The organism is Streptomyces sp. NBC_00210 (assembly GCF_045160975.1).
Classification (GTDB): Bacteria; Actinomycetota; Actinomycetes; order Streptomycetales; family Streptomycetaceae; genus Streptomyces.
The window spans coordinates 1,855,427-1,881,998 of record NZ_CP108120.1 but is presented as its reverse complement, the minus strand read 5'-3'; the positions used below and the strand labels follow the sequence as shown (position 1 = coordinate 1,881,998).

Genomic DNA, 26,572 nt, shown 5'->3' with positions numbered 1-26,572 from the left:
GCCCGGCGGCCGCCCCGCCGCGGTAGCGGCTGATGTCACGGCCGTCGCTCACAGGAGACCCCTCTCGGTGAGCAGCGCATGCAGCGCCGACGCGGACTCCTGAACGCTCTGCTGGTGCGACTCGATCCGCAGATCCGGGTTCTGCGGCTCCTCGTACGGGTCGTCGACACCGGTGAGACCACTGATCTCGCCGGCCGCCTGCTTGGCGTACAGGCCCTTCACATCGCGTACGGAGCAGACCTCCACCGGAGTCGCGACATGCACCTCCACATACGGCGTGCCCTCAGCGGCGTGGCGCTTGCGGACGGCCTCGCGGCTGTCCTCGTACGGGGCGATCACCGGGACCAGCGCCTTGACGCCGTTGGACGCCAGCAGTTCGGCCACGAAGCCGATCCGCTGGACGTTGGTGTGCCGGTCCTCGCGGCTGAAGCCGAGGCCCGCCGAGAGGAACTCGCGGATCTCGTCGCCGTCGAGCACCTCGGTCCGGTGGCCGTCGGCGCGCAGCCGCTCCGCCAGCTCGTAGGCGATGGTGGTCTTGCCGGCGCTCGGCAGCCCGGTGAGCCAGATGGTGGCCCCAGTCACGCGCTTGTCTCCCAGAATCGTCATCCGTGCAGCCCGCATTCGGTCTTGCCCCGCCCGGCCCAGCGGCCGGCCCGGGCGTCCTCGCCCTCCAGCACCCGGCGGGTGCAGGGTGCGCAGCCCACGGAGGCGTAACCGTCCATCAGCAGCGGGTTGGTGAGGACACCGTGCTCGGCGACATAGGCGTCCACGTCGTCCTGCGTCCAGCGGGCGATCGGCGAGATCTTGACCTTCTGCCGCTTCTCGTCCCAGCCGACGACCGGGGTGTTCGCCCGGGTCGGGGACTCGTCACGGCGCAGACCGGTCGCCCATGCGTCGTACGACGTCAGGCCCTCTTCGAGGGGCTTGACCTTGCGCAGGGCGCAGCACAGGTCGGGGTCGCGGTCGTGCAGCTTCGGGCCGTACTCGGCATCCTGCTCGGCCACCGACTGGCGGGGCGTGAGCGTGATGAGGTTGACGTCCATCACGGCCTCGACGGCGTCCCGGGTCCCGATGGTCTCGGGGAAGTGGTAGCCGGTGTCGAGGAAGACGACGTCGACGCCGGGCAGTACACGGGAGGCGAGATGGGCGACCACCGCGTCCTCCATCGATGAGGTGACGCAGAAGCGCGGGCCGAACGTGTCGGCCGCCCACTTCAGGATCTCCAGTGCGGAGGCGTCCTCGAGGTCCCGCCCTGCCTGCTCGGCGAGCTTCCGCAGATCGGTTGCCTGAGTCGTCGTCATATCTCCTGCCCTCCACCGTCGTTGCGCTGAAGTCCGCGGGTCAGCAGCCCGAGGAACTTCAACTGGAAGGCTCGATTGCAGGCTGCGCATTCCCAGGCGCCGTGGCCCTGCTCGTTCGGACGCAGGTCCTCGTCGCCGCAGTACGGGCAGTAGAAGGGCGCGGCACGCTCGCTCACGACAGTGCCTCCTCGGACGCGCGAGCGGCCCAGGTGGCGAAGCGTTCGCCGTCCTCGCGCTGCTCCTGGAAGCGGTTGAGGACCCGCTCGACGTAGTCCGGAAGCTCATCGGCGGTCACCTTCAGACCGCGGACCTTGCGGCCGAAGCCGGGCTCCAGACCGAGCGCGCCGCCCAGGTGCACCTGGTAGCCCTCGACCTGCTCGCCCTTGTCGTCCAGGACCAGCTGGCCCTTGAGACCGATGTCCGCGACCTGGATACGGGCACAGGCGTTGGGGCAGCCGTTGATGTTGATGGTGATCGGCTGGTCGAACTCGGGGATCCGGCGCTCGAGTTCGTCGATCAGCGAGGCGCCGCGCGCCTTCGTCTCGACGATCGCCAGCTTGCAGAACTCGATACCGGTGCAGGCCATCGTGCCCCGGCGGAACGGCGACGGCTTGACCTGAAGGTCCAGCGCCTCGAGACCGGAGACGAGCGAGTCGACCTGTGCCTCGTCGACATCCAGCACGATCATCTTCTGCTCGACGGTGGTGCGCAGCCGGCCCGAGCCGTGCGCGGCCGCCAGCTCGGCGATCTTGGTGAGCGTGGCGCCGTCCACCCGTCCGACACGCGGCGCGAACCCGACGTAGAAACGTCCGTCCTTCTGCCGGTGCACGCCGACGTGGTCGCGCCACTGCTGTACGGGCTGCTCCGGGGCGGGTCCGTCCACCAGCTTGCGCTGGAGGTACTCGTCCTGAAGGACCTGGCGGAACTTCTCCGCGCCCCAGTCGGCGACCAGGAACTTCAGCCGGGCGCGGGTGCGCAGCCGGCGGTAGCCGTAGTCGCGGAAGATCGAGATGACGCCCTCGTAGACGTCGGGCACCTCGTCGAGGGGGACCCAGGCGCCCAGCCGCACACCGATCTTGGGGTTGGTGGAGAGACCGCCGCCGACCCACAGGTCGAAGCCGGGGCCGTGCTCGGGGTGGTTCACGCCGACGAAGGCGATGTCGTTGATCTCGTGCGCGACATCCAGCAGCGGCGACCCGGAGATCGCGGACTTGAACTTGCGCGGCAGGTTGGAGAAGTCCTTGTTGCCGATGATGCGGCGGTGGATCTCGTCGACGGCGGGGGTGCCGTCGATGATCTCGTCCTCGGCGATCCCGGCGACGGGCGAGCCGAGTATGACGCGGGGGGTGTCACCACAGGCCTCGGTCGTCGAGAGACCGACCTCTTCGAGCCGCCGCCAGATCTCCGGGACGTCCTCGATCCGGATCCAGTGGTACTGGACGTTCTGCCGGTCGGTGATGTCGGCGGTGCCGCGCGCGAACTCCTGCGAGATCTCGCCGATGACCCGCAGCTGCTCGGTGGTCAGCCGGCCACCGTCGATGCGGACGCGCAGCATGAAGTACTTGTCGTCCAGTTCCTCCGGCTCCAGAATCGCCGTCTTGCCGCCGTCGATACCGGGCTTGCGCTGGGTGTAGAGCCCCCACCAGCGCATCCTGCCGCGCAGGTCGGCGCCGTCGATCGAGTCGAAGCCACGGTGCGCGTAGATCGTCTCAATGCGTGTCCGCACATTGAGACCGTCGTCGTCCTTCTTGGTCTGCTCGTTGGCGTTCAGCGGCGTCATATGGCCAACAGCCCACTGGCCCTCGCCGCGGTGGCGTCCGGCCTTGCGGCGGGGCGTGGCGGGGGCGGGCTTTTCGGTGGCGGCCATGGGTGTACGTCCTTCGAGACTGCAGGAGGGCGGCTCTGAGCTGCACACTCGCGCTGAGGCGCGGCGGTGCGCAGGGGGATTGGGGGGTCCGGAATGCTCGGCTGTGCTGGGCTGTCAGCAGGCCGGACAGATGGCGCTGGACATGCGGCCGAGATCGACGTGTCGCCGACTCACCAAGGCAATTCCAGTTCCAGACATGACGGAAGCGTGTCACGGCGATCCGACGACAGTCCACCGCAATCCATAATGTGGACAACACTGTCCCGCATCGCGAGACAGTGTGTTGTCCGTCACTCAGGTCCGCTTCAGCGGTGGGCGCCGGGCCAGGGTCCGGGAGTGGGAGTCTCGGGCTCCTCTTCCACCTTGGTGTCGAAGAGAGTGAAGCCGCGCCGCAGATAGTTGTCCATCGCGTGCGGGCCGTCCTTGGAGCAGGTGTGCAGCCACACCCGCTTCGTCGGCGGCAGCCCCGGCCAGCGCTCCCCGAGGTCCCAGGCCCTGGCGACTGAGTACGACAGGAGATGACCGCCGATCCGGCGGCCCCGGAAGGAGGGGATCAGCCCGAAGTAGACGATCTCGACGGAGCCCGCGTCCTGTGCCTGAAGCTCCACATAGCCCGCCGGGGTGCCCTTCTCGTACGCCACCCAGGTCTCGGTGCCCGGCCTGGCGAGCTCCTGCTCCCACTGCGCACGGGTCATGCCGAGCCGGTCGTTCCAGTGGATGTCGCCACCGACGGCCGTATAAAGAAACCGGCTGAACTCGGGCGAAGGCACCTCGGCGCGGACGATGCGCAGATTTCCGCCGGGCTCGGCGGCAGGCCGCTGATCCGCGGGCGAGGTCTGTTCCAGGGACCAGGTCGTGACAGTGATGCTCATGAGCCCCAGGGAATCATGACGTCACGATCCGGCCAATGCCGAGCCTCGGTTCCCTCGGCGTCGGGCGCGAGCTGGGGCCGGTGTCCGGGGGCGGGGCCGGCCCTGGCCGGGCAAGGTTCATCGGCACCCGGTGCGGCCAGCCACCGCCGGGTGGCATGCGGCGTGCCCGCACCCGTCGGCGTCAGTCCGCGTCGGTGCGCTTCAGCCCGCGTCAGTCCGCGTCCCCGCGGGCGGTCCGTACCGCCGGGGCCATGGAGTCGGGGAGCAGGTCGTCGGGCCGCTCCGGACGTACCAGCTCCACCTCCACCTCCTCGGTGAAACGGTACGGGCGGTGCGCGAGTACCTGGGCCAGATGACGCCGCAGGCGCGACATCTCGGCCCGTACCGTCACCGTCCGCGTCGGGTCTCCGAAGACGTCCTGCGCCAGTTGCGCGGCGCTGCGCCCGTCCCGGTGCACGGCCAGGACGTACAGCAGCTCGGCATGGCGGGGGCTGAGCTCCTTCACCCAGCTGCCCGCCTCGCCCGACACCGTGAGCGACGGGGACCGCTGCCCGCTCAGATCGAGCACGACGCGGGTCGCGACCGCGGAGTGCTCCGTCACCCGCAGCAGCCAGCCGCCGGGCAGCGGCTCGGCCGTGCACATGCCGAGCGCCGGCAGCCAGAGCCGGCCGGAGCCGATGGACTTCGGCAGTGCAAGACGCCCGGGCGGCTGCATGCCGATCACCGCGGCCGGCCAGCCGTTCACATCCACCGCCAGCGCCTGGCCGGTCAGCCGGCCGAGCAGCGGCGACGCCACGCTGCGCAGCCTGTCGAGCGCCGCGAAGTGCCGGTTGCGCAGCTCGGCCTCGGCGAGCCGGGTGACCGACGTGACGAGCGTGAGCGTCGCCGGGTGCATCGCCGAGAGCGGCCCGCTGACATCGACAACCCCGATCAGCCGCCCGTCGCGAGGATCCGTGACCGGGGCCCCGGCACAGGTCCAGGTGTGATGGCTGGAGACGAAATGCTCGGCGGAGTGCACCTGCACCGGCCGCCGGGACACCAGCGGAGTGCCCACGCCGTTCGTGCCGACCTGGCCCTCGTTCCAGTCGGCGCCGAGTACGAAGCCGTGCGAGTCGCCCTTCCGCAGCACGCTCGACTTGCCCTCGCGCCACAGCAGCCGCCCCTCGGGGTCCGCCACCACCATGATGTGCTGCGCCGAATCCGCGATCGAGACCAGGCCGTCCCGCAGCACGGGCAGCAGCTCCCGCAGCGGCGAGGCGTGCCTGCGGCGCTCTATCTCCTCCAGCGGCAGCAGCCCTGCCCTGCGGTCCCGGTCCGGATCCATACCGCCGCGCAGCATCCGCTGCCACGACTCCTCGATGTCCGCGCGCGGGCCGACCCGCGAACGGCGGCCGCTGAGCGCCGCATCCCGTACCCCCTTCAGCAGTCGGGTTGCCTCCGCGGTGTCCATGGCGGCGAGCCTGGCCATGTCGAGCGTTGTGTTCTGCACTGGGGTCCTCCTGGCGACGCCAGCGTCCAAAGCGGGGGGGCTGGCTCAATCCTGCCCCTCTCCGCCTGCCTTGCGTGGTGATACGGCAGACAAGGCTGCAACCCTTTGCAACCCTCGCGAACGCGTGTGCGTGTGTACGAAAGTGACGGTGCGCCGGTTCGCCGGTGAGTCATGCACCGCACTGCCCGCACTCCGGGGTGCATGACGGAGAGCGGGGTGGTGCCGTGTCGGCGCAGCACCACCCCGACATTCATCCAGGGGCCTCGGACAGGGGTCGGGCGGGGGTCTCAGACAGGGGTGTCAGACCACCGCCCGCGCCCGCTCCACGACCGACGCCAGATCGAGCGTGTCCGGCAGCGTCCCGAAGGCCGTGCCCCAGTCACGCCCCAGCCGTGACGCACAGAACGCGTCCGCGACCTCCGGCGGCGCCCAGCGCACCAGCAGCGAGCCCTGCAGCACCAGTGCCATCCGCTCCACCAGCCGGCGCGCCCGCGCCTCGACGCCGTTCAGATCGGCCAGCTCGGTCAGCAGGTCCTTGATCGCCCCGTCCAGCCGGTGATCGGCGCCACGGGCCTTGCCGACCTCCTGGAGGAAGGCGTTCAGCGCCTGCGGCTCCCTCTGGAGCGCGCGCAGGACATCCAGCGCCTGGACATTGCCCGAGCCCTCCCAGATCGAGTTGAGCGGCGACTCGCGCAGCAGTCGCGGCAGCCCCGACTCCTCGACGTAGCCATTGCCGCCCAGACACTCCAGGGCCTCCGCCACCGTCGGCGTACACCGTTTGGTCACCCAGTACTTGGCGGCGGGCACCGCGAGACGCAGAAAGGCCCGCTCCTCCTCCGTATCCGCGTCGTACGCGGCGGCGAGCCGCAGCCCCAGTGTCGTGGCCGCCTCCGACTCCAGCGCCAGATCGGCCAGTACGTTGCGCATCAACGGCTTGTCGATCAGCAGCCCGCCGAACGCGCTGCGGTACGCACTGTGGTGGATCGCCTGCGCCACCGACTGGCGCATCAGCGCGGCCGACCCGATGACACAGTCCAGCCGGGTCGCCGCCACCATCTCGATGATGGTGCGCACCCCGCGCCCCTCGTCGCCGACCCGGCGCGCCCACGTCCCGTCGAACTCCACCTCGCTCGACGCGTTCGACTTGTTGCCCAGCTTGTCCTTCAGCCGCTGGATCCGGAACACGTTCCTGGTCTCGTCCTCAAGCACCCGCGGCACCAGGAAACAGGTCAATCCTCCGGCCGCCTGGGCGAGTACCAGAAAACCGTCACTCATCGGAGCGGAACAGAACCACTTGTGACCGGTGAGCAGATACTCCCCGTGCCCGGCGAGCGGCTCGGCCCGCGTCGTGTTCGCCCTGACGTCGCTGCCGCCCTGCTTCTCCGTCATCCCCATCCCGAACAGGGACCCCGCCTTCGCCGCGGCGGGCCGCAGCCCCTCCTCGTACACCTGAGAGGTCAGCCGCGGCTCCCACTCGGCCGCCAGCGCCGGGTCCGTACGCAGCGCGGGTACCGAGGCGTGCGTCATCGAGACCGGACAGCCGTGCCCGGCCTCCGCCTGCGTCCAGAGCAGGAACCCGGCCGCACGCCGCACATGGCCGGCCGGCCGGCCCCAGGCGTTGGTCAGCCCGGAGGTGACGGCCTTGCCGAGGAGCCGGTGCCAGGCCGGATGGAAGTCCACCTCGTCGATCCGGTTGCCGTAGCGGTCGTGGGTCTTGAGTTTCGGCGGATTCTCATTGGCCTGCGTGCCCCACTCCTGGGCCTGGGCGGAGCCTGCGGTGGTGCCGAGTCCGGCGAGCTCCTCCTGTGCCTCGTCGAGGAGTTCGGGCGCGACGTGCCGCTCCACGGCCTCCGTCAGGGCCCGGTCGCTGGAGTAGACGTCGTACCCCACCAGGGGCGGAGCCTGGTTGGTCACTGTGTGGGTGGTAGCTGCCATGCCGATACGGTAAGGAGGTGCAGGCAGCAAATGAAACACCCGAGCGGCCATCGGGCCGACTCCACCGGGCCCGAGTCCTCTACCGCAACGTCTCCAAGCGGAAGATGGCATGGCTGCTGCTGAAGGACACGGTCAACTCCGCCATCGAGTACCGCATCCTGGGCCTCGCGGCCGAGGCGGCGTTCTTCACGCTGCTGTCGCTGCCGCCGCTGCTCCTCGGCATGATCGGCCTCCTCGGATATGTCGACGGCTGGACGAACACCAACACCGTCGCCTCCATCGAGGAGAACATCCTCAACGCCGCCCGCACGGTCCTGTCCGACCGAGGCGTCCACGACATCGCCGAACCGCTCCTGACGGACGTCACCAAGGGCAAGCGGCCCGAGCTCATCTCCATCGGCTTCGCCATCGCGCTCTGGTCGGGATCGCGGGCGGTGAACGTCTTCATCGACACCATCACCGTGATGTACGGGCTCGACGGGCAGCGGGGCATCGTCAAGACCCGGCTGCTCGCCTTCCTCCTCTACATCGTCGCGCTGCTGATCGGCGCGGTGGTGCTGCCGCTGGCGGTGGTCGGTCCCGACCGGGTGGTGGAGTTGCTTCCCTGGGGTACGGAAGTCGTCGCCGTCCTGTACTGGCCGGTCGTGATCCTGCTCTCGATCGCCTTCCTGACCACGCTGTACCACGTGTCGGTCCCGGTGCGGTCGCCGTGGATCGAGGACGTGCCGGGCGCGCTGGTGGCGCTCGGCATGTGGGTCCTCGGCAGCTTCCTGCTGCGCATCTACCTCACCAGCACGGTCGAGGGCCCGACGATCTACGGCTCCCTCGCCGCGCCCATCGCCGTCCTGTTGTGGATCGGGATCTCCGCCTTCGCGGTCCTGGTGGGCGCGGCGGTCAACGCCGCGATCGACCGCGTGTGGCCGTCGGTGGCCACGGCGGCGGCACGCGCGGCGAACGAGCGCGCGCGGGCCGCACATGCGGCGCAGCTCCTGGCACGGACCGAGGCGGTCAGGGTCTTCGGGGAAGGCGAGTCCGAGGACGAGGAGGGCGGGGACATGCCGTCGGAGTTCCCGGAGCGGTGGTCGCGCTTCCTGCCGCCGGACGATGTGAAGTCGAGGCTGCACACGGGGCGGGAGCAGGGCAAGGAGACGAAGGAGTAGGGGGCGGGGGAAGAGCCGGCGCGGGGTAGGCAATCCGGATCCATGCCCGGGGCGTACGGGAGCGATTAGCCTCGATGTCATGTACGAGGAACGGGCGTCGCGTCTCGAAGGCGCCGTCGTCTGGCCCCGGACGGAGGACGCCACGGCCGCCCGTACAGGTGCGGTACGCCCGGTCCTGCCCGACGGCTGTATGGATCTGCTCTGGGCCGACGGCCGCCTCCTCGTGGCGGGACCGGACACTCATGGGTACGTCCCCGACGTGTGGCGCGTGCGGTACGTGGGGGTGCGTTTCGCGCCCGGCACCGCGCCCGCCTTCCTCGGCGTACCGGCGTACGAGCTGCGTGACCGGCGGGTGGACCTTTCCGATCTGTGGGGCGCGGCCGAGGCGCGCCGCCTCACCGAGCGGATCGACGAGGCCGCGGACCGGGCGGCGGGACTGGAGGCCGTGGCGCTGCACAGGGCGGCGGCGGCCGGACCGCCGGACCCGCTGCTGGCCGAGGTGGTCCGCCGTCTGGACGCGGGCGGCACGGTCGCAGGCGCGGCCGACGCGGTCGGCGTCGGCGCCCGTCAGCTGCACCGCCGTTCCCTGGACGCCTTCGGCTACGGGCCCAAGACGCTGGCCCGGGTGCTGCGCCTGCAGCGGGCGCTGACGCTCGTACGGGACGGTGTGCCGTACGCCGAAGCGGCCCTCGGCGCGGGCTGTGCCGACCAGGCGCATCTCTCCCGTGAAATGCGCGATCTGGCCGGAATCACGCTCGGGACCTATGTGGCGTTGGCGAACAGCGACACGGCGCAGCCGTCGGGGTCCAGGACGAGCGCGTAACGCTGTCCCCAGTCGGCGTCCCAGGGCTCGAGGTGGCCCTTGTATCCGGCGCCGGTCAGCTCGGCGTAAAGGGAGTCCACCTCGGCGGGGCTGTCGCAGAGGAAGGCGAGCCCCACGCGTTCGCCACCGGTGGGCCGGGCCCACTCGGGGTCGAAGGAGCGGATGGTCTCCTCGGTGTCCCAAAGCACGCGCAGCCCGCTGGGAAGCGTGGTCTCGGCGTGGGGCGCGGTGTCGGCGTCGGCGGGGATGTCCAGGCCGAGGCGGCGGTAGAAGGCGAGAGAGGCGGCCATGTCGGCGACGACGAGGCCGATCGCGTCGAGTCGTGGAGTCATGACCTCACCGTAGGCAGGGCCGGGACCTGCGGTCTTGAACGAATCGGACGTCCGGGGTCTTGTACGACCCGGTTCTCGGGGGGCGTCACAGTTTCGTAAGGCGGGCCGGGCCGTGGACCGCGTGCCGTTCAGAGGACACTGGCGGTATGCACAACATTCTGGTCGTCGACGACGATCCGACCGTCGCCGAAGTCGTCACCGGCTATCTGGAACGCGCCGGCTTCACCGTGGACCGGGCCGCCGACGGGCCCCAGGCGCTCCGGATCGCCGCCGACCGCGCGCCGGATCTGGTCGTCCTCGATCTGATGCTGCCGGGCATGGACGGCCTCGAGGTGTGCCGCAGGCTCCGGGCGGGCACGCTCGCCGCCGTACCGGTGATCATGCTGACCGCGCGCGGCGACGAGGACGACCGGATCCTCGGGCTCGAAATCGGGGCGGACGACTATGTGACCAAGCCGTTCAGCCCGCGCGAGCTGGTGCTGCGTGTCGAGTCCGTGCTCCGCAGGGGCGGCGCGGCGGCCGAGCGGCGGACCGGGCCCCGGCTGGCCGCGGCGGGCATCGTGCTCGACCCGGCGGCCCGGCGGGCGACCAAGGATGGGCATGAACTGGGTCTGACCCTGCGGGAGTTCGACCTGCTCGCGCATCTGATGCGGCACCCGGGGCAGGCGATCGGCCGGGAGCGGCTGATGCAGGACGTATGGGGCTGGGAGTTCGGCGATCTGTCCACCGTCACCGTTCATGTACGGCGGCTGCGCGGCAAGATCGAGGACGATCCGGCCAAGCCGCGGCTGATCCAGACGGTGTGGGGTGTGGGCTACCGCTTCGACGTGCCGCAGAGCCGCAGCGCGCTGCCGCGGGAAGAGGCCTGATCACCGTGAGCGACATGCTTCTCATCGCCCTCTTCGCCTTCCTCGGGGCAGGCGCCGTCGGCCTCGTCGGCGCGCTGGTCCTGCGCCTGTTGCGCCATCGGTCCGTTGCCGTCTCCCTCACCGTGGTCGCCGCCGTCGCGGTCACCGCCATGCTCGCCGGGACCCTCGCCGTCGCCCAGGCCATGTTCCTGTCCGCGCACGACCTGACCGTGGTCACCACCGTCGTCGCGATGGCGGCGGTCGTATCGCTCGCCACGGCGCTGCTCCTCGGGCGCTGGGTGGTCGCGCGCAGCCGCGAACTCGCGCTGGCGGCACGTTCGTTCGGCGACGGCGGCGCCTTCGCCGCCCCCGACGGCGCGTCCACCGCCGAACTGGCCGCCCTCAGCCGCGAACTCGCCGCCACCAGCGACCGGCTCGCCGAGTCCCGCGAACGCGAACGCGCCCTGGAGACCTCCCGCCGCGAGCTCGTCGCCTGGATCTCGCACGACCTGCGCACCCCGCTGGCGGGGCTGCGAGCGATGTCCGAGGCCCTGGAGGACGGCGTCGTCCAGGAGCCGGAGCGCTACTTCCGCCAGATCCGTACCGAGGTCGACCGCCTCAACTCCATGGTCGGCGACCTCTTCGAGCTCTCCCGCATCCATGCGGGCACCCTGGCTCTCACCCCGACCCGGATGTCGGTGTACGACCTGGTGGGGGAGGCGCTGGCGGGCGCGGACCCGCTCGCGCGCGAGCACGGCGTACGCCTCGTGGGCGACCGGGTGGAGCCGGTCCCGGTCGAGGTGGACGGCAAGGAGATGACCCGCGTCCTGGCGAACCTTCTGGTCAACGCGATCCGCCGGACGCCTGCCGACGGCACGGTCGCCGTCGCCGCGGAGCGCCGCGAGGACCGGGTGGTCCTCTCCGTCACCGACGGCTGCGGCGGCATCCCCGAGGACGACCTCCCGCGCGTCTTCGACACCGGCTGGCGCGGCACCCAGGCCCGTACGCCCCCGGCAGGCGCGGGTCTTGGCCTCGCCATCGTCCGTGGCATCGTCGAGGCGCACGCCGGGCACGCCGACGTACGCAATGTCACGGGCGGCTGCCGCTTCGAGGTGTCGCTGCCCGCCGCTGCCGCCCAGAGCGGCTGAGAGCGGCTGAGATGGGCTGAGATCACATGCGAGAGCCCGCCGGTGATGCCCCGGCGGGCTCTGGCAGTGGTGGCGCTGTGCGTCAGCTCGCGGCAGCGGTCGTACGCGAGGCCGTGCCCGTCCCCTCGGCCGCCGTGCCCTTTCCTTCGGACGCCGCGACGGCGCCCGAAGGCAGAAGCCGCTCGGCGAGATGGCCGAAGGCCAGCCCGAACAGGGCCCAGAAGGTCACCTGGACGGCAAGCGTGGCCAGCCGGAACTCCCAGATCACGGTGGCCGGGAAGTCCTTCGGAACCTCGTTGAACGACGGCAGGAAGGCGAAGGCAAGACCGGTGGCGACCACGAATGCGGCCGCGGCGGCGGCGGTCGCATTCCAGTTGCCGAGCCGGGGAGCCAGCCGCTTGCCGAGGATCACCGCGGCGACCGCCAGCAGGACGCTGAGCAGGATCATCAGGAAGTACAGCGTTGTCCGTTGGCCGATCGTCTCGGGGTCACCGACGGCAGGCGGGTTCGGCGGGTACTTCAGATACGGCACGACGTACACGCTCAGCAGCGCGCCGAGCGCGACCAGCGCGGCCGTGGCGCGCGGTCCGAACCGGCCGATGCGGCCGAGCGCGACACAGAACGCGAGGGCGGCGATGCCGCCGATCGCGAGGCCGAAGACCAGCACACCGGTGGCGAGGCCGGCCGTGGACTGCATGGCACGGCTGACGAGTTCCTCGCCGCCGTGCTCATGGCTGTGGGACTCCTCGAAGGCGATGGCGGCGTCCACGGGGGACTCGCCGAGCGTGTACGCGACGGCCAGTGCGAAGACACCCGCGATCAGGCCCGCGATCATGCCGCGGACCAGCAGGGCTCTGACGGATATGGAGTTCATGAGTCTTCCCCGGGAGGTATCAGTGGCAGGGGAAGCCGAGCAGGTGGCGTCCGTCGTGGACCCACTCGTGCACGTTTTCACCGGAGATGACGGAGACGGCGCCCTGCTCGGCGCCGACGAAGTAGAGCAGAACCAGCATCAGAATGCCGAAGAAAAGTGCCCACGGGGCGATCGCCTTCAGCGAGATGGGGGTGATGACAGGTGCGGCGGTGGCGGGCGCGGCAGACTGTGCCATGGCAGAACCTCCTGGGGGAACACGCGTCCCGATCGTGGTGCCTCAGACGAAGGTGCTGGGTCTGACTTCCCGCTTTTCCCACAGGGGAACGGGTTCACAGTGGCGCGACCGTGCCGGATTCTCACCGGACTTCCGTCACACCGTCGTCATGTCCACGAGACCGTACCGCCTGCGGGCCCGCACCGCTACGGCGCACGGGGGCACGCGTGGGCGCCTGAACGGCCGTGATGTGCTTGCGTCATGGCCCACTTGGGGAGAGGAACGTACGCGATGACGGTACGGGTGATGTTGATCTCACCTGCGACGACCGCGGCGCTGCGGGAGGTCCGCTTCGAAGGTGACGGCCCGCTGGACGAGGCGGGGGTGCGCCGCGCCCGCGCCGCGGCGGGGGCGTTGCCGCGCGCGGACCGGGTCCTGAGCGGCCCGTCCGCGCGCTGCCGGGAGACGGCGGCGGAGCTGGGCGCGCAGCCGCAGGTCGCGGACGAACTCGGCGACTGGGACATGGGCCGTTGGCGCGGGCGCCGTCTTGAGGAAGTGAGCGCGAGCGAGCCCGAGGCGGTGTCCGCCTGGCTCGGTGACCCGTCGGCCGCGCCGCACGGCGGCGAATCGCTGGTGGCGCTGTGCGCGCGGGTTGGCGACTGGCTGGACTCGCTGGACGCGGGGCGGGTGCTGGCGGTGGTGGAGCCGACGGTGGTCCGGGCGGCGGTGGTGTGGGGCCTGGGCTTGGCGCCGGAGGCGTTCTGGCGCCTGGATGTGGCTCCGCTGACGCTGACGGAGCTGAGCGGGAGGGCGGGACGGTGGAACCTGCGGTGCGGACGGCGGCTGTCACCGGAGCCGGGGCCGCCCCTTCCCTGAACCCGGGGCTCCGCCCGGGACCCCCAACCGGGGCTCCGCCCCCGGCCCCCGCTCCTCGATCGCCGGAGGGGCTTGAAAATCAAGCCCCGTCCGGGGGTCCGGGGCGGAGCCCCGGTTGCAAGCCCGCCGCAGATGTCCACGCGGATGTCGAAGACCGCACACCCACCCGCCCCATCTCGTGAATGATGGCCCCGGCATGCCGCGAACCTTCCCTCCCCCCACCCGCAGCGCGCCCCGCGCCCGGTGGAGCGTGCGGAGCGCTCGAGCCGGTGTGTTCGCCATCGCGAGCGCGGGCCTCGCCGGGGCCGGGCACCATGTCGCCTCGGGCGAACCCGTCCCCTGGCGGCTGCTGTTCCTCGCCGCCGCCACCGCCTTCCTCGGCGCACTGCCCTGGACCGCGCGGCCCCGCTCCCTCGCCGCCGTCGTGAGCGCGACGTGCGCCGCCCAACTGGTCCTCCATGAGGTGCTGGCGCAGGCCGGACCCGACCGGCACGGCGCCCACGGCACCGGCCACCCCATTCCCGGCGAGCACGGCGTACACCCGGGCGCGGCCGTGATGCTCCTCGCTCACACGCTGGCCGCCGTGGCCGTGGCGGTGCTGCTCCAGCAGGCGGACGACCAACTCGACTCGCTCCCACGGCTCCTGGACCAGCTCGCGGCCACCGTCCGCGCCACGGTGGCACGTTGGCTCGGGCGGCTGCGTACGCATCCCCGCCCCGGCCATGACGCCACGCGCGCCGGAGGCCGGCGGCGCAAGGCCGCGGGGATGCCCGCGTATGCCGTCCTCGCGCATGTCATGGTCCGCCGCGGGCCTCCCGGTCATGGGCAGTTGCCGTCCCACCCATGACCGTTCGCTTCGAGGAGTTGACCCACGACCATGCCTACCTTCCCCCTGCGCGCCGCCACCCGGCGGACAGCGTTCGCGGCCACCGCGGCCCTCGCCACCGTGCTCGCCGTCGCCGGACCGGCCGCGGCCCACGTCGAGGTGAATGCCTCCGACCCCCGCGCCCTGGCGAAGAACGTGACCCTGACGTTCACCTCCGAGGCCGAGTCGGACACCGCCGGCATCGCCAAGCTCCAGATCGTCCTGCCCGCGGGCATCACCCCGGACGCGGTGAGCCTGAAGGAGGCTCCGGCGGGCTGGAAGCTGACGCCGTCCAAGGGCGGCTACACCGTCGGCGGCAAGGCGCTGGCCACCGGCACGGATGCCGTGCACAGCATTACGGTCACGCAGCTGCCCGATGCCAAGTCGCTCGCTTTCAAGACCATTGAGACCTACGGCGACGGCAAGATCGACCGCTGGATCGAGCTCCCCAGCGGCGGCGCGGAGCCGGAGAACCCGGCTCCGGTCCTGACCCTGAAGCCCGCGGCCCCGGGCGCGACCGCGAGCACGGCCGCGCCCTCCCCCTCATCGACTCCCCCTCCGCCGAAGGCCGCCCCGGCGCCGAGCCCGAAGACGGCCGAGAAGGCCGAGAAGGACGACGACGCCGGCAGCGGGGTCGTGATCGCGGTCGTCGCCGTGGTGGTCGTCGCCGCGGGCTTCACCGTGTGGTGGTTCAAGCGCCGCGCGGGCACCGGCTCCGCCTGACGTGCAGAAACGGGGGCCGGGCGCGGCACACTCCATGCCCGGCCCTCTGCTACGGCAGCGGCTGTTCCGTCCAGATGACCTTGCCGTCGGACGTGTACCGGGTGCCCCAGCGTTCCGCGAACTGCGCGACCAGGAACAGGCCCCGGCCTCCCTCGTCCGTGATCGCCGCCTGGCGCAGATGCGGTGATGTGCTGCTGTGGTCCGAGACCTCGCAGATCAGGCTGCGGTCACGGATCAGCCGTACGCGGATCGGGCCCGTGGCGTACCGGATCGCGTTGGTGACCAGCTCGCTGAGGATCAGCTCCGTCGTGAACGCCTCTTCGTCCAGGCCCCACTCGGCCAGCGTGGCGGTCACGGCCGCCCGGACCTGGCCCACCGCCGACGGGTCCGACGGCACCTCCCATTCGGCCACCCGGCCGGAGTCGAGTATCTGTGTACGGCCCACGAGCAGCGCGATGTCGTCGCGCGGGTTGTCCGGCAGGAGCGCCTTGAGGACCGCCTCGCAGGTTTCCTCCGGGGTCCGGTCGGCGTTGTCCGCCAGAGTGTCGCGGAGCAGCGCCAGACCGTCGTCTATGTCGCGGTCGCGGTCCTCGACGAGTCCGTCCGTGTACAGGACCAGACGGCTGTCCTCGGCCAGGTGCATGTCGAGGGTCTCGAAGGGCAGCCCGCCGAGTCCCAGCGGCGGGCCGCCGGGCACATCGGCGAAGACCGCGGCGCCATCCGACTGGACGATCACCGGAGGGAGGTGGCCGGCCCGCGCCATCGAGCAGCGGCCGCTGACCGGGTCGTAGATCGCGTAGAGGCAGGTCGCCCCGGTCACTCCCGCGTCCGTGGCTTCCCAGCCGTCGTCCGCCTCGTCCTGGTCGATGCGGGTGACCAGCTCGTCGAGGTGCCACAGCAGCTCGTCGGGCGGCAGATCCAGGCTGGAGAAGTTGTGGACCGCGGTGCGCAGCCGGCCCATGGTCGCCGCGGCGTGCAGACCGTGGCCCACGACATCGCCGACCACCAGCGCCACCCGCGCGCCCGGCAGCGGGATGATGTCGAACCAGTCCCCGCCGACGCCGCCGAGACCGCCCAGAACGGCCTGCGCGGGCCGGTAGCGGTAGGCGACGTCGATGGCGCTCTGCTCGGGCAGGACGCGCGGCAGCAGGCTGCGCTGCAGGGTCACCGCCATGGTGTGCTCGCGGGTGTACCGGCGGGCGTTGTCGACGCTCACGGCCGCCCGGGCGACCAGCTCCTCCGCGAGCGACAGGTCCTCCTCGTCGAACGGCTCGGGCTTCTGGGCGCGCCAGAACATCGCCACGCCCAGAATCACGCCACGCGCCCTCAGCGGCACGGCGATCATCGAGTGGATTCCGTGCTCGACGAGTCTGCGGGCCCGCTTCGGGTCCTGCTCCTGCCAGCCGGAGAAGGCGGCCAGATCCGGCTCCAGGACCGCCTCGCCATTGCCGATGCCGAAGGTCAGCCGGGTGGACGGCGCAAAGCGGATCAGCTTGCCCAGCGGGTAGAGCGCGGTGTCCTCCCGCAGACCGCTGAAGGCCATACGGCGCATCTCCGGGACGGCGTCCAAGGTCGGCGTCGGCTCCTCGCCCCGCAGCACCGCCTCCACCAGGTCGACGGTGACGAAGTCGGCGAACCGCGCTGCGGCGAACTCCGCCAGCTCCTCGCAGGTGCGCACCACATCGAGGGTGGTGCCGATCTCGGTGCCCGCGTCGTAGAGCAGCTTCAGCCGCGCCCGCGCCACATCCGCCCTGCCGCTCACTGCCTGCAGCTCGGTGGTGTCCCGCAGCGTCGCCACGCTGCCCGGCGGCCCGCCGTCCTGGTCGGTCGGACGCTGGTTCACGGCGAGCAGCCGGTCCCCGACCAGGTGCACCTCGTCGGTGACGACCCGTCCGGAGGCCATCAGCCGGGCCGTGGCCGGGTCGAGACCGAGATCGGTGACCGCGGTGCCTTCCACGTCCGCCGGCAGGTTCAGCAGCCTGCGCGCCTCGTCGTTGGCGAGCAGCAGCCGCCCGTCGCCGCCGACGATGAGCACGCCTTCCCGTACGGCGTGGAGCACCGCGTCGTGGTGCTCGTACATCCGGGTCATCTCGGCGGGGCCGAGTCCGTGGGTCTGGCGGCGCAGCCGCCGGCTCACCAGCGCCGTGCCTCCCGTGGTGACCAGCAGCACTGCCCCGGCGGCGCCGAACAGCAGCGGGAACTGGTCCTGGGCGACGCCGCTGACATGCTCGATGGTGATCCCGGCGGACACCAGGCCGACCACATCCCCGTTGCGGCCGATGACCGGCACGACGGCCTGCACGAGCGGCCCGATCGTCCCGTTGATCTTCTCGGTGACGATGCCGCCGCCCAGCGCGGGCTGCACATTGCCGACGAACTTCTTGCCGATGCGGTCGGGCTTGGGGTGGGTGTAGCGGATTGAATCGGTGTTGAGGACGACGATGAAGTCGACCTCGGAGCGTTTGCGGGCCTCTTCGGCGAGTGGCTGGAGCACCACGGTCGGGTTGGGACTCTTCAGTGCGGCCTCGATGCCGGGCGCATGGGCGAAGGTCTGGGCCACGGCGACCGACCGGTTGCGGGCCTCGCGCTCGCTGTCGGCCCGGGACTGCAGCACAAGGGCCACCATGGCGGCGGCGACCAGCAACACCACGATCGCCACCTGCAGGAGAAAGACCTGACCTGCGACAGTTCGCATCCTCAGAACCGAGCGCGGGCGGCCGTAGCGTGCGGCCATGTCCTCTTTCTACACCTCCCGCATACGCAGAGCTATCTGCGCACCGTAGAGCGCGGACGGCGCATGCGCGACGCGTTCGCGACAACTTTCGTCGCCGGGCCGGGTGTATTCCCCACATGAATGAGTCCCCTGCACCGCCTGGACGGCGCAGGGGACTCACGAAACCGGCTCCCGGAACCGGGTCTGGAAACGCGGGCTCAGAACGGGCTCAGGCCAGACGCAGCACCGTGCTCAGGACCTCGTGGAGCTCCCGCTCGGGATCGGCCACGGCCTCCTGCGACCGCCACGCCACAAAGCCGTCCGGACGCACCAGCAGCGCGCCGTCGGCCGTCGTGCCGTGCAGCTCGGCCCAGTCGACGTCGCCTTCGGGGACCAGATCGGCGTCGCGGCCCGTACCGATCGCGTATGCGTCCACTCGTACAGACAGCCGCTCGGCGACCTTCCGCGCCGCCGCCCGCCACGCCGTGCCCTCCGCGCTGAGCAGCACGAACGACCGCTCGTAGAGGTCGAGCGTGGACATCCGCCCGCCCGCCCTCGTCACCCACATGTGCGGGGACCGGGTGCCCGGGGCGCCCGTCAGCTGCATCTGCTCCGGCACGACCGGCAGACCGGGGTCGACGCCCAGGACCGCGCCGTGCGGATAGCCGTATCCCATCGCCACCGAGAGGATGCCGCCCGGCCGTCCGCCGCCGCCGGCGGGGGTGTTCGCGGGCGCGTAACCCGGGTGGCTGTGCTCTGCCGAGCGGACAGAGGCGCGCTCGCTCGTCACCCTGGCCACCGGCTGCCGCTCCTCGCCGTACGTGTCGAGCAGCCCGGGGGCCGCCGAGCCGTTCAGTACCATCGCCAGTTTCCAGGCCAGGTTGTGCGCGTCCTGGATGCCGGTGTTGGAGCCGAACGCCCCGGTCGGGGACATCTCGTGGGCCGAGTCGCCGGCCAGGAAGACCCGGCCGCCGGAGTAACTCTGCGCGACCCGCTCGGCGGCGTGCCACGGAGCCTTGCCGGTGATCTCGACGTCCAGTTCGGGCGCGCCGACCGCCCTGCGGATGTGCTCCGCACAGCGCTCGTCCGTGAAGTCCTCCAGCGTCTCGCCGCGGTCCGGGTGCCAGGGTGCGTGGAAGACCCACTGCTCCCGGTTGTCCACCGGCAGCAGCGCCCCGTCCGCGTCCGGCTTCGTCAGGTAGCAGACGATGAAGCGCCTTTCGCCCAGCACGTCGATGAGCTGCCGGGAACGGAAGGTGATGCTCACGTTGTGGAACAGGTCGCCGTGGCCACTCTGCCCGATCTGCAGTTGCTCTCTGACAGGGCTGCGCGGCCCGTCGGCCGCGACCAGATAGTCCGCCCGAATGGTGGTGTGCTCGCCGGTGTCCCGGTTCTTCACGACCGCGGTGACACCCGTCGCGTCCTGGTCGAACGAGAGCAGTTCGGTGGAGAACCGCAGGTCGGCGCCCTGCTCGCGGGAGCGGGCCATCAGCACGGGCTCGATGTCGTTCTGGCTGCACAGACACCAGGTGGTCGGGCTGAAACGCTTGAGCGCGCCGCCCGGGTCGATCTCCTTGAACAGCCACTCCTGGTCGTCGCCGGTCAGCGAGCCCGCCTGCAGGATTCCGTGATTGTCCGCCAGCACCGCCGCGGCCTGCCGGATCTCCAGCTCCACTCCGGCACCCCGGAACAGCTCCATCGTCCGTACGTTCATGCCGCGCCCGCGCGGGTGCGTCGAGGTGCCCGAATGCTTCTCGACCAGCAGAGGTCTGATGCCGTGGCGGCCCAGAAACACCGAGGTGGACAGGCCCACGAGGGACCCGCCCACGATGAGGACCGGTACGCGATCGGCACTTTCCGCGAATTCTCCGACGTGCTGTTCCATCCGTAGCTCCAGCTCCTGCCGCCCTTGGGGGATGAAACTTCCATGCCCTGTGCGGCACCGGTTGCCTCGCCCATTCACCCGCTTGGTTCTCAGCTCTCGCGCCAGTCGAAGTACCGGACCACGATCGTTTTCGTGAGCGCCCCCCGGTCTCGGGAGGCGGACCGTCCGTATCCGCAGGGCCGTTGACCCGCGCGGTGTCGCAAAGGAGTGTGAGAGATGACAACCCTGTCGGAACGGATATCGCAGTCCGCCTTCGACGGCTCCAGGCTTCGAGTCGTTCTGCTGCTGGACCTTCACGACGGTGCGCAGAAGGAGTTCCTCGAGGCATACGAGCATCTGCGCAATCAGGTCGCCTCGGTCCCCGGCCACATCAGCGACCAGCTGTGCCAGTCGATCGAGAACCCCTCGCAGTGGCTCATCACCAGCGAATGGGAGAGCGCACCGCCCTTCCTCGCCTGGGTGAACAGCGAGGAGCACGTCGAGACGGTCCAGCCGCTGCACAGCTGCGTACGGGACACCCGCTCGCTGCGCTTCAGCGTTCTGCGCGAGACCGGAAAGGCCCACGTCTCCTCACCCGAGGAGCTCAAGGGCCGTCTCCAGGCATCGCCCCGGCTCGGCGACGGAGTCGTCCGGCACGCCCTCACCTTCACGGTCAAGCCGGGCAGCGAGAAGAAGGTCGCGAAGATCCTCTCCGGGTACACCTCGCCGGCGGCCCGCGTCGACGAGAACACCCGGCTGCGCCGCACCTCGCTCTTCATGCACGGCAACCGAGTGGTACGGGCCATCGAGGTGCAGGGCGACCTCCTTGCGGCACTGCGCCATGTGGCCAGGCAGCCCGAGGTCAGGGAGGTGGAGGAGGCCATCAACCCGTATCTGGAGCAGGACCGGGACCTGCACGACCCCAACTCCGCCCGGATGTTCTTCACTCGGGCCGCACTGCCCGCCGTACACCATGTGGCGGCCGACGGGCCGTACTCGGCCGAGCTCAAGCGGCACGCGCTGTACTACCCGGCCAAGGAAGGCTGCGGCATGGCGCTGGCCCGGCTGCTCGCCAAGCAGGACGCGGCGGCGGCCGACAGCCCCGACAGCCCCATCGCGAGCAGCACGATCTTCCAGCGCGACGACATCGTCGTCCGGCTCATCGACGTGAACGGGCGGCTCGACGACCGGCCCGCCCTGGCGCTCGCGGTCTCCGGCCCCCGTAAGGCGGCCACCCTCGCCCGGCTGCTCGAAGGCGGAGCGGACGGTGTGCTCGGCAACGAGAAGGAGATGTCGCGATTCCTCGCGGACTCCGACATGCAACTGATCACCGACCGGAGCGCGCCGCCCGAGTCCTGAACGAAACGTCCGGCCCGGCCGCGCGGCGAAGCCGTCGGGAGCACTGCACCAGGAGGAACCAGTCATGACCACGCATCCCCCACGCATCGTGGATCTCAGTGAGACCCAGCCCAACCGCAGACGCGGCGGAGACCTGCGCGCCATGCTCACCCCCACCGCGGTGGGCGCAACCAGCGGATTCATGGGCCTTGCCATCGTGCAGCCCGGTGAATTCATCGGCGAGCACTACCACCCGTACTCAGAGGAGTTCGTGTACGTCGTGAGGGGGCTCCTCGAGGTGGATCTGGATGGCGAGACGCACCCGATGCGGCCCGACCAGGGCCTCCTGATCCCCATCAATGTGCGCCACCGGTTCCGCAACGTCGGTGACGTGGAGGCCCGCATGGTCTTCCATCTCGGCCCGCTCGCCCCGCGCCCCGAGCTCGGGCATGTCGACACCGAGGTCACCGAGCCCTCGGAAAGCGCCGAGCAGGGCAGGCCGCCGGAACGGACTGGGGCCGTTTCGTGAACCGGCGGGTGGCGGTGACCGGGGTCGGTATCGTCGCCCCCGGAGGAGTAGGCGCCCCGGCGTTCTGGGACCTGCTCGCAGCCGGCCGTACGGCGACGCGCGGGATCACGCTCTTCAACCCGGAGGGCTTCCGCTCGCGCATCGCCGCCGAGGTCGACTTCGACCCCGCGGCCCACGGTCTCGACGAGGACCAGGTGGCGCGCCAGGACCGGTACATCCAGTTCGCGCTGGTGGCTGCCCAGGAGGCGATACGCGACGCCGGCATCGACCCGGAGAAGGAAGACCCCTGGCGGATCGGGGTGTCTCTGGGCACCGCGGTCGGCGGCACCACTCGCCTTGAGAACGACTACGTCAAGGTCAGCGCGTCCGGCGCCCGTTGGGACGTGGACCACCGCCCGGCGGGAGCGCATCTGCACCGCGCGTTCTCGCCGAGCTCCCTGGCATCCGCGGTGGCCGAACAGGTCGGCGCGCACGGCCCGGTGCAGACCGTCTCGACGGGCTGCACCTCGGGACTCGACGCGGTCGGCTACGCCTTCCAGTCCATCGAGGAGGGCCGGGTCGACGTGTGCATAGCCGGCGCGTCGGACTCGCCCATCTCCCCGATCACGGTGGCGTGCTTCGACGCGATCAAGGCGACCTCGCCCAACAATGACGACCCCGCCCATGCCTCCAGGCCGTTCGACGCCAACCGGGACGGGTTCGTCATGGGCGAGGGCGGCGCCGTCCTGGTCCTGGAGGAGCTGGAACACGCCCTCGCCCGCGGCGCGCGGGTGTACTGCGAACTCGGGGGCTACGCCACCTTCGGCAACGCCTACCACATGACGGGACTGACCCCCGAGGGCCTGGAGATGGCCCGGGCCATCGACACCGCGCTCGACCACGCCCGTATCGACCGTACGGAGATCGACTACGTCAACGCGCACGGCTCGGGCACCAAGCAGAACGACCGGCACGAGACGGCCGCGGTGAAACGCTCACTGGGCGACCACGCCTACAAGACGCCCATGAGTTCGATCAAGTCCATGGTGGGCCACTCGCTGGGCGCCATCGGAGCCATCGAACTCGTCGCCTGCGTCCTGGCGATGGCGCATCAGGTGGTGCCGCCGACAGCGAACTACGAGACCCCCGACCCCGAGTGCGACCTGGACTATGTGCCGCGCACCGCCCGCCCGCGGAAGCTGCGCAGCGTGCTCTCCGTCGGCAGCGGCTTCGGCGGATTCCAGTCCGCGGTTGTCATGACCCGACCCCAAGGGAGGACATCATGAGCTCCCGACAAGCCCGGCAGACGGTCGTCACAGGCATAGGTGTCATAGCCCCCAACGGGGCAGGCACCGAGGTCTTCTGGAAGTCGACACAGGCCGGCATCAGCGTCCTGGACCGGGTCACCCGCGAGGGATGCGAGCAGCTGCCCCTCAAGGTCGCGGGTGAGGTGCGCGACTTCGATCCCGGTGCGCTCATCGAGGAGCGCTATCTCGTCCAGACCGACCGGTTCACGCACTTCGCCATGGCCGCGGCCGATCTCGCGCTCGACGACGCCCGGCTCAGCCGCGCGGACTGCGAGGACTCACCGTTCGCGGTGGGTGTGGTGACCGCCGCCGGATCCGGCGGCGGCGAGTTCGGACAGCGCGAACTGCAGCGGCTGTGGGGCCAGGGCTCACGATTCGTCGGCCCGTACCAGTCCATCGCCTGGTTCTACGCCGCGAGCACCGGCCAGATATCCATCCGGGCCGGCTTCAAAGGCCCCTGCGGCGTCGTGGCCAGCGACGAAGCAGGCGGACTCGACGCGTTCGCCCATGCCGCGCGGGCGATACGGCGCGGAACCGACGCGGTTGTGGTCGGCTCGGCCGAAGCGCCGCTCGCGCCGTACTCGGTCGTCTGCCAGCTCGGCTACGAGGACCTGAGCACCTGCGAGGACCCGGCGCGCGCCTACCGGCCCTTCACTCCCGACGCCTGTGGCTTCGTGCCCGCCGAGGGCGGCGCGATGTTCGTGGTCGAGGAGGAGAGCTCGGCGCGCCGGCGCGGCGCCAGGGTCCGTGCCCTGGTGGCGGGCCACGCCGCGACCTTCACCGGGCCCTCCCGGTGGGAGCAGTCCCGGGAGGGACTCGCCCAGGCGATCCGGGGGGCACTGGCCGAGGCCCGCTGCGCGCCGGAGGAGATCGACGTGGTCTTCGCGGACGCGCTCGGCGTGCCGGAGGCCGACCGCGCCGAGGCGCTGGCGATCGCGGACGCGCTGGGGACACACGGCAGGCGCGTACCCGTGACTGCGCCCAAGACCGGTACCGGACGGGCGTACTGCGGAGGGCCCGTGCTCGACACGGCAGCCGCGGTGCTGGCCATGGAACACGGTCTCCTGCCCCCCACGCCCAACGTCTTCGACGTCTGCCACGACCTCAACGTCGTGACCGACCGGGCCCGTCCGGCGGAGCTGCGCACGGCACTGGTGCTCAGCCGCGGCCTCATGGGCTCCAACGCGGCGCTGGTGCTGCGCGGCACCACCGACACACCCGAGTAGAAGGAGAGTCCCTCATGTCCGACCGACTGACCATCGAAGAGCTGGCATCCCTGATGAAGAAGGGCGCCGGCCTCACCGTCGACCCCATCGACCTCGCAAGCCGGCCCACCTCCCGCTTCGACGAGTTCGGCCTCGACTCGCTGGGCCTGCTCGGCATCGTCGGCGAGCTGGAGAACCGGCACGGCCGCCCGCTGCCCCCCGACGCGGACCGCTGCAAGACCCCGCAGGAGTTCCTCGACCTCGTCAACAACACCCTCATGAGCGGAGCCTGACGTGCCCGGACACACCGAGAACGAGATCACCGTCGCAGCCCCCCTGGACCTCGTCTGGGACATCACCAACGACATCGAGAGCTGGCCCAGCCTGTTCACCGAGTACGCGTCGGTGGAGATCCTTAAGCGCCGGGGAGAGACCACCACCTTCCGTCTCACCATGCACCCCGACGACAACGGCACGGTCTGGAGCTGGGTCTCGGAGCGTACGACCGACCGCCCGGGCCGGAGCGTACGCGCCCGCCGGGTCGAGACGGGCCCCTTCCAGCACATGGAGATTCACTGGGAGTACTCGGAGGTCCCGGGCGGCACGCGCATGCACTGGACGCAGGACTTCGCGATGAAGCCGGACGCCCCGGTCGACGACGACTGGATGACCGACAACATCAACCGCAACTCCAAGATCCAGATGGCGCTCATCCGGGACAAGATCGAGCAGCGCGACCGGGAGAGCCGCGCCGCCGGCGTCACCGCCAACTGAGCCGATTGAAGGAAAGGAAGGAAGCCCCACGATGCACCAAGCTCTGATCGTCGCCCGTATGGCGCCGGAGTCGGCCCCGGACATCGCCAAGCTGTTCGCGGCCTCCGACAGCGGCGAACTGCCGCACCTCGTCGGGGTCACCCGGCGCAGTCTCTTCCAGTTCGGCGATGTGTATCTGCATCTGATCGAGGCCGAGCAGCCTGCCGGCCCCGCGATCGCGAAGGTGACGGAGCATCCCGCGTTCAAGGACATCAGCGACCGGCTCCAGGCCTTCGTCAGCCCGTACGACCCGGAGACCTGGCGCAGCCCGAAGGATGCGATGGCCCGTCAGTTCTACAGCTGGAAGCGTGACTGACCCGCCTGACGCCCTGACCGACGAACGCCCCGGGCCCGGCTCTTCAGCCGGGCCCGGGGCGTTCGCTCCCTTTCGTACGTGCGCTCACTCCCGCTCAGCCGCGCACGACGGCCTCGAAGGCGTGCAGATACGGGTTCACCGGACGGATGTCGCCGACCAGCAGACCCGCCTTCGTCATCCGGTCCACCATGCTTGCCCTGGAGTGCTTCGCACCGCCCACATTGAGCAGCAGAAGCAGGTCCATGGCCGTGGTGAACTTCATCGAGGGGGTGTCGTCGACGAGGTTCTCGATGACGACCACCCTGGCGCCGGGACGGGCCACCGCGACGATGTTCCCCAGGGTCCTGCGGGTGGACTCGTCGTCCCACTCCAGGATGTTCTTGATGATGTACAGATCGGCCTCGACCGGGATGTCCTCGCGGCAGTCCCCGGGGACGATACGCACCCGCTCGGCCAGCGAGCCGCCGGTACGCAGCCGCGGGTCCGCCTTCGCCACCACGTCGGGCAGATCGAGCAGGGTGCCCCGGACGTCCGGGTGTTTCTCCAGCAGGCTTGCCAGCACATGCCCCTGCCCGCCGCCGATGTCCGCGACCACGCGGACCCCGGTGAGGTCGAGGAGCTCGGCGACATCCAGCGCCGACTGCATGCTGGAGGTGGTCATGGCCCGGTTGAAGACATGGGCCGACTCATGGGCGTCCTGGTGCAGATACTCGAAGAAGCCCTTGCCGTACAGCTCCTGGAAGACGCTGCCGCCGGAACGTACCGCCTCGTCGAGCCGCGGCCACGCGTCCCAGGTCCACGGTTCCGTGCACCACAGGGCGATGTAGCGCAGGCTGCCCGGATCGTCCTCGCGGAGCATGCGGGACATGTCCGTGTGGGCGAAGGTCCCGTCCTCGGTCTCGACGAAGACGCCGTAGCAGGACAGGGTGCGCAGCAGCCGGCGCAGGGGCTGGGCCTCGGTGTTCAGCGCGGCCGCGAGCTTCTCGGCCGTGGTGGGGGTCTCGCCGAGCGCGTCGGCGACGCCGAGCCGGGCGGCAGCCCGTACGGCGGCCGCGCCGGCCGCCCCGAAGACGAGCTCCCGCAGGCGCATGGCCGGCTGATGGGTGGCCACCGCCTCGGGGGGCGACCCGACGAGTGTCTCGGGTCTGGGACTTACGGTGGTCATACCGCCTCGATTCTCC

The 26,572-nt window shown here is 70.7% G+C and carries 28 protein-coding genes and 1 riboswitch; of the genes, 14 read left to right on the top strand and 14 right to left on the bottom strand.

Annotation, left to right across the window (positions count from 1 at the left end; genetic code table 11):
• Nucleotides 1-48: 48 nt before the first annotated feature.
• The 8 genes from cysC to OG729_RS08480 form a co-directional block, all read right to left on the bottom strand.
• Nucleotides 49-621, bottom strand: coding sequence for an adenylyl-sulfate kinase (cysC, locus tag OG729_RS08515; protein ID WP_405805283.1), 573 nt, complete (start codon nucleotides 619-621; stop codon nucleotides 49-51).
• Entirely contained in the window at nucleotides 603-1,301 is a 699-nt protein-coding gene (locus tag OG729_RS08510) for a phosphoadenylyl-sulfate reductase (protein ID WP_360869067.1), read from the bottom strand. The genes cysC and OG729_RS08510 overlap by 19 nt, the downstream gene beginning before the upstream one ends.
• Complete coding sequence (locus OG729_RS08505; RefSeq protein WP_360869064.1) at nucleotides 1,298-1,477, bottom strand: hypothetical protein; 180 nt, start codon at nucleotides 1,475-1,477, stop codon at nucleotides 1,298-1,300. The genes OG729_RS08510 and OG729_RS08505 overlap by 4 nt, the downstream gene beginning before the upstream one ends.
• On the bottom strand, nucleotides 1,474-3,168 hold the full coding sequence (locus OG729_RS08500; protein ID WP_360869062.1) for a nitrite/sulfite reductase: 1,695 nt from the start codon (nucleotides 3,166-3,168) through the stop codon (nucleotides 1,474-1,476). The genes OG729_RS08505 and OG729_RS08500 overlap by 4 nt, the downstream gene beginning before the upstream one ends.
• Before the next feature lie 114 nt (nucleotides 3,169-3,282).
• Nucleotides 3,283-3,366 (bottom strand): putative leader peptide, encoded by an 84-nt coding sequence (locus OG729_RS08495; RefSeq protein WP_313904670.1) that lies wholly within the window; start codon nucleotides 3,364-3,366, stop codon nucleotides 3,283-3,285.
• A 107-nt stretch (nucleotides 3,367-3,473) separates the two neighbouring features.
• Nucleotides 3,474-4,040 (bottom strand): GNAT family N-acetyltransferase, encoded by a 567-nt coding sequence (locus OG729_RS08490; protein WP_405805280.1) that lies wholly within the window; start codon nucleotides 4,038-4,040, stop codon nucleotides 3,474-3,476.
• Nucleotides 4,041-4,251: 211 nt separating this feature from the next.
• The gene (locus OG729_RS08485) at nucleotides 4,252-5,529 is read right to left on the bottom strand and encodes a GAF domain-containing protein (protein ID WP_405805278.1); all 1,278 of its coding nucleotides are present in this window, start codon (nucleotides 5,527-5,529) and stop codon (nucleotides 4,252-4,254) included.
• A 300-nt stretch (nucleotides 5,530-5,829) separates the two neighbouring features.
• A complete protein-coding gene (locus OG729_RS08480) occupies nucleotides 5,830-7,464 on the bottom strand; it encodes an acyl-CoA dehydrogenase family protein (protein WP_360869054.1) in 1,635 nt (544 codons plus the stop codon).
• A 17-nt stretch (nucleotides 7,465-7,481) separates the two neighbouring features.
• Here OG729_RS08480 and OG729_RS08475 point away from each other — a divergent pair, with 17 nt between their 5' ends.
• Nucleotides 7,482-8,624, top strand: coding sequence for a YihY/virulence factor BrkB family protein (locus OG729_RS08475; RefSeq protein WP_360869051.1), 1,143 nt, complete (start codon nucleotides 7,482-7,484; stop codon nucleotides 8,622-8,624).
• Nucleotides 8,625-8,703: 79 nt separating this feature from the next.
• The gene (locus OG729_RS08470; RefSeq protein WP_405805275.1) at nucleotides 8,704-9,447 is read left to right on the top strand and encodes a DUF6597 domain-containing transcriptional factor; all 744 of its coding nucleotides are present in this window, start codon (nucleotides 8,704-8,706) and stop codon (nucleotides 9,445-9,447) included.
• Here the strand turns inward: OG729_RS08470 and OG729_RS08465 are convergent.
• Entirely contained in the window at nucleotides 9,387-9,779 is a 393-nt protein-coding gene (locus OG729_RS08465; RefSeq protein WP_405805273.1) for a VOC family protein, read from the bottom strand. The genes OG729_RS08470 and OG729_RS08465 overlap by 61 nt on opposite strands.
• Nucleotides 9,780-9,925: 146 nt before the next feature.
• On the opposite strand from OG729_RS08465, the gene OG729_RS08460 reads away from it, so the two are divergent.
• Complete coding sequence (locus tag OG729_RS08460) at nucleotides 9,926-10,648, top strand: response regulator transcription factor (protein ID WP_405805271.1); 723 nt, start codon at nucleotides 9,926-9,928, stop codon at nucleotides 10,646-10,648.
• Nucleotides 10,649-10,653: 5 nt separating this feature from the next.
• The gene (locus OG729_RS08455) at nucleotides 10,654-11,775 is read left to right on the top strand and encodes a sensor histidine kinase (RefSeq protein WP_405805269.1); all 1,122 of its coding nucleotides are present in this window, start codon (nucleotides 10,654-10,656) and stop codon (nucleotides 11,773-11,775) included.
• Between the two features lie 82 nt (nucleotides 11,776-11,857).
• Here the strand turns inward: OG729_RS08455 and OG729_RS08450 are convergent, their stop codons facing one another.
• Nucleotides 11,858-12,649, bottom strand: coding sequence for a CbtA family protein (locus OG729_RS08450; RefSeq protein WP_405805267.1), 792 nt, complete (start codon nucleotides 12,647-12,649; stop codon nucleotides 11,858-11,860).
• A 19-nt stretch (nucleotides 12,650-12,668) separates the two neighbouring features.
• Nucleotides 12,669-12,884 (bottom strand): CbtB domain-containing protein, encoded by a 216-nt coding sequence (locus OG729_RS08445; RefSeq protein ID WP_360869036.1) that lies wholly within the window; start codon nucleotides 12,882-12,884, stop codon nucleotides 12,669-12,671.
• A gap of 59 nt (nucleotides 12,885-12,943) precedes the next feature.
• A riboswitch (cobalamin riboswitch) is annotated at nucleotides 12,944-13,018 on the bottom strand.
• A 136-nt stretch (nucleotides 13,019-13,154) separates the two neighbouring features.
• Between OG729_RS08445 and OG729_RS08440 the strand changes: the two genes are divergently transcribed.
• From OG729_RS08440 to OG729_RS08430, 3 genes are all read left to right on the top strand, one after another.
• The gene (locus tag OG729_RS08440; protein WP_405805265.1) at nucleotides 13,155-13,739 is read left to right on the top strand and encodes a histidine phosphatase family protein; all 585 of its coding nucleotides are present in this window, start codon (nucleotides 13,155-13,157) and stop codon (nucleotides 13,737-13,739) included.
• Nucleotides 13,740-13,989: 250 nt separating this feature from the next.
• Nucleotides 13,990-14,586 (top strand): hypothetical protein, encoded by a 597-nt coding sequence (locus OG729_RS08435; protein ID WP_405805264.1) that lies wholly within the window; start codon nucleotides 13,990-13,992, stop codon nucleotides 14,584-14,586.
• 30 nt (nucleotides 14,587-14,616) lie between these two features.
• Nucleotides 14,617-15,327, top strand: coding sequence for a DUF1775 domain-containing protein (locus OG729_RS08430; protein WP_405805262.1), 711 nt, complete (start codon nucleotides 14,617-14,619; stop codon nucleotides 15,325-15,327).
• Between the two features lie 49 nt (nucleotides 15,328-15,376).
• Here the strand turns inward: OG729_RS08430 and OG729_RS08425 are convergent, their stop codons facing one another.
• Nucleotides 15,377-18,061, bottom strand: coding sequence for a SpoIIE family protein phosphatase (locus OG729_RS08425; protein ID WP_405805261.1), 2,685 nt, complete (start codon nucleotides 18,059-18,061; stop codon nucleotides 15,377-15,379).
• A gap of 208 nt (nucleotides 18,062-18,269) precedes the next feature.
• Nucleotides 18,270-19,925 (bottom strand): FAD-dependent oxidoreductase, encoded by a 1,656-nt coding sequence (locus OG729_RS08420; protein WP_405805260.1) that lies wholly within the window; start codon nucleotides 19,923-19,925, stop codon nucleotides 18,270-18,272.
• A gap of 216 nt (nucleotides 19,926-20,141) precedes the next feature.
• Between OG729_RS08420 and OG729_RS08415 the strand changes: the two genes are divergently transcribed.
• From OG729_RS08415 to OG729_RS08385, 7 genes are all read left to right on the top strand, one after another.
• Entirely contained in the window at nucleotides 20,142-21,263 is a 1,122-nt protein-coding gene (locus OG729_RS08415) for a SchA/CurD-like domain-containing protein (protein WP_405805258.1), read from the top strand.
• 64 nt (nucleotides 21,264-21,327) lie between these two features.
• Nucleotides 21,328-21,771 (top strand): cupin domain-containing protein, encoded by a 444-nt coding sequence (locus tag OG729_RS08410; RefSeq protein WP_360869016.1) that lies wholly within the window; start codon nucleotides 21,328-21,330, stop codon nucleotides 21,769-21,771.
• A complete protein-coding gene (locus OG729_RS08405; RefSeq protein ID WP_360869013.1) occupies nucleotides 21,768-23,036 on the top strand; it encodes a beta-ketoacyl-[acyl-carrier-protein] synthase family protein in 1,269 nt (422 codons plus the stop codon). The genes OG729_RS08410 and OG729_RS08405 overlap by 4 nt, the downstream gene beginning before the upstream one ends.
• On the top strand, nucleotides 23,033-24,283 hold the full coding sequence (locus OG729_RS08400; RefSeq protein WP_360869010.1) for a ketosynthase chain-length factor: 1,251 nt from the start codon (nucleotides 23,033-23,035) through the stop codon (nucleotides 24,281-24,283). The genes OG729_RS08405 and OG729_RS08400 overlap by 4 nt, the downstream gene beginning before the upstream one ends.
• A 14-nt stretch (nucleotides 24,284-24,297) precedes the next feature.
• Nucleotides 24,298-24,555 (top strand): acyl carrier protein, encoded by a 258-nt coding sequence (locus OG729_RS08395; protein ID WP_360869007.1) that lies wholly within the window; start codon nucleotides 24,298-24,300, stop codon nucleotides 24,553-24,555.
• A 1-nt stretch (nucleotide 24,556) separates the two neighbouring features.
• Nucleotides 24,557-25,036 (top strand): SRPBCC family protein, encoded by a 480-nt coding sequence (locus OG729_RS08390; RefSeq protein WP_405805256.1) that lies wholly within the window; start codon nucleotides 24,557-24,559, stop codon nucleotides 25,034-25,036.
• 31 nt (nucleotides 25,037-25,067) lie between these two features.
• On the top strand, nucleotides 25,068-25,391 hold the full coding sequence (locus OG729_RS08385; protein ID WP_360869001.1) for a TcmI family type II polyketide cyclase: 324 nt from the start codon (nucleotides 25,068-25,070) through the stop codon (nucleotides 25,389-25,391).
• A gap of 94 nt (nucleotides 25,392-25,485) precedes the next feature.
• Here OG729_RS08385 and OG729_RS08380 read toward each other — a convergent pair whose 3' ends face one another.
• Nucleotides 25,486-26,556, bottom strand: coding sequence for a methyltransferase (locus tag OG729_RS08380; protein ID WP_405805255.1), 1,071 nt, complete (start codon nucleotides 26,554-26,556; stop codon nucleotides 25,486-25,488).
• Nucleotides 26,557-26,572: the final 16 nt, after the last annotated feature.

Excerpts from the sequence above, each read along its gene's own strand:
- cysC (WP_405805283.1), bottom strand. The coding sequence starts at position 621 with ATGCGGGCTGCACGGATGACGATTCTGGGAGACAAGCGCGTGACTGGG.
- OG729_RS08510 (WP_360869067.1), bottom strand. The coding sequence starts at position 1,301 with ATGACGACGACTCAGGCAACCGATCTGCGGAAGCTCGCCGAGCAGGCA.
- OG729_RS08500 (WP_360869062.1), bottom strand. The coding sequence starts at position 3,168 with ATGGCCGCCACCGAAAAGCCCGCCCCCGCCACGCCCCGCCGCAAGGCC.
- OG729_RS08495 (WP_313904670.1), bottom strand. The coding sequence starts at position 3,366 with ATGTCTGGAACTGGAATTGCCTTGGTGAGTCGGCGACACGTCGATCTC.
- OG729_RS08490 (WP_405805280.1), bottom strand. The coding sequence starts at position 4,040 with ATGAGCATCACTGTCACGACCTGGTCCCTGGAACAGACCTCGCCCGCG.
- OG729_RS08480 (WP_360869054.1), bottom strand. The coding sequence starts at position 7,464 with ATGGCAGCTACCACCCACACAGTGACCAACCAGGCTCCGCCCCTGGTG.
- OG729_RS08470 (WP_405805275.1), top strand. The coding sequence starts at position 8,704 with ATGTACGAGGAACGGGCGTCGCGTCTCGAAGGCGCCGTCGTCTGGCCC.
- OG729_RS08465 (WP_405805273.1), bottom strand. The coding sequence starts at position 9,779 with ATGACTCCACGACTCGACGCGATCGGCCTCGTCGTCGCCGACATGGCC.
- OG729_RS08460 (WP_405805271.1), top strand. The coding sequence starts at position 9,926 with ATGCACAACATTCTGGTCGTCGACGACGATCCGACCGTCGCCGAAGTC.
- OG729_RS08450 (WP_405805267.1), bottom strand. The coding sequence starts at position 12,649 with ATGAACTCCATATCCGTCAGAGCCCTGCTGGTCCGCGGCATGATCGCG.
- OG729_RS08445 (WP_360869036.1), bottom strand. The coding sequence starts at position 12,884 with ATGGCACAGTCTGCCGCGCCCGCCACCGCCGCACCTGTCATCACCCCC.
- OG729_RS08440 (WP_405805265.1), top strand. The coding sequence starts at position 13,155 with ATGACGGTACGGGTGATGTTGATCTCACCTGCGACGACCGCGGCGCTG.
- OG729_RS08430 (WP_405805262.1), top strand. The coding sequence starts at position 14,617 with ATGCCTACCTTCCCCCTGCGCGCCGCCACCCGGCGGACAGCGTTCGCG.
- OG729_RS08425 (WP_405805261.1), bottom strand. The coding sequence starts at position 18,061 with ATGGCCGCACGCTACGGCCGCCCGCGCTCGGTTCTGAGGATGCGAACT.
- OG729_RS08420 (WP_405805260.1), bottom strand. The coding sequence starts at position 19,925 with ATGGAACAGCACGTCGGAGAATTCGCGGAAAGTGCCGATCGCGTACCG.
- OG729_RS08415 (WP_405805258.1), top strand. The coding sequence starts at position 20,142 with ATGACAACCCTGTCGGAACGGATATCGCAGTCCGCCTTCGACGGCTCC.
- OG729_RS08410 (WP_360869016.1), top strand. The coding sequence starts at position 21,328 with ATGACCACGCATCCCCCACGCATCGTGGATCTCAGTGAGACCCAGCCC.
- OG729_RS08400 (WP_360869010.1), top strand. The coding sequence starts at position 23,033 with ATGAGCTCCCGACAAGCCCGGCAGACGGTCGTCACAGGCATAGGTGTC.
- OG729_RS08395 (WP_360869007.1), top strand. The coding sequence starts at position 24,298 with ATGTCCGACCGACTGACCATCGAAGAGCTGGCATCCCTGATGAAGAAG.
- OG729_RS08385 (WP_360869001.1), top strand. The coding sequence starts at position 25,068 with ATGCACCAAGCTCTGATCGTCGCCCGTATGGCGCCGGAGTCGGCCCCG.
- OG729_RS08380 (WP_405805255.1), bottom strand. The coding sequence starts at position 26,556 with ATGACCACCGTAAGTCCCAGACCCGAGACACTCGTCGGGTCGCCCCCC.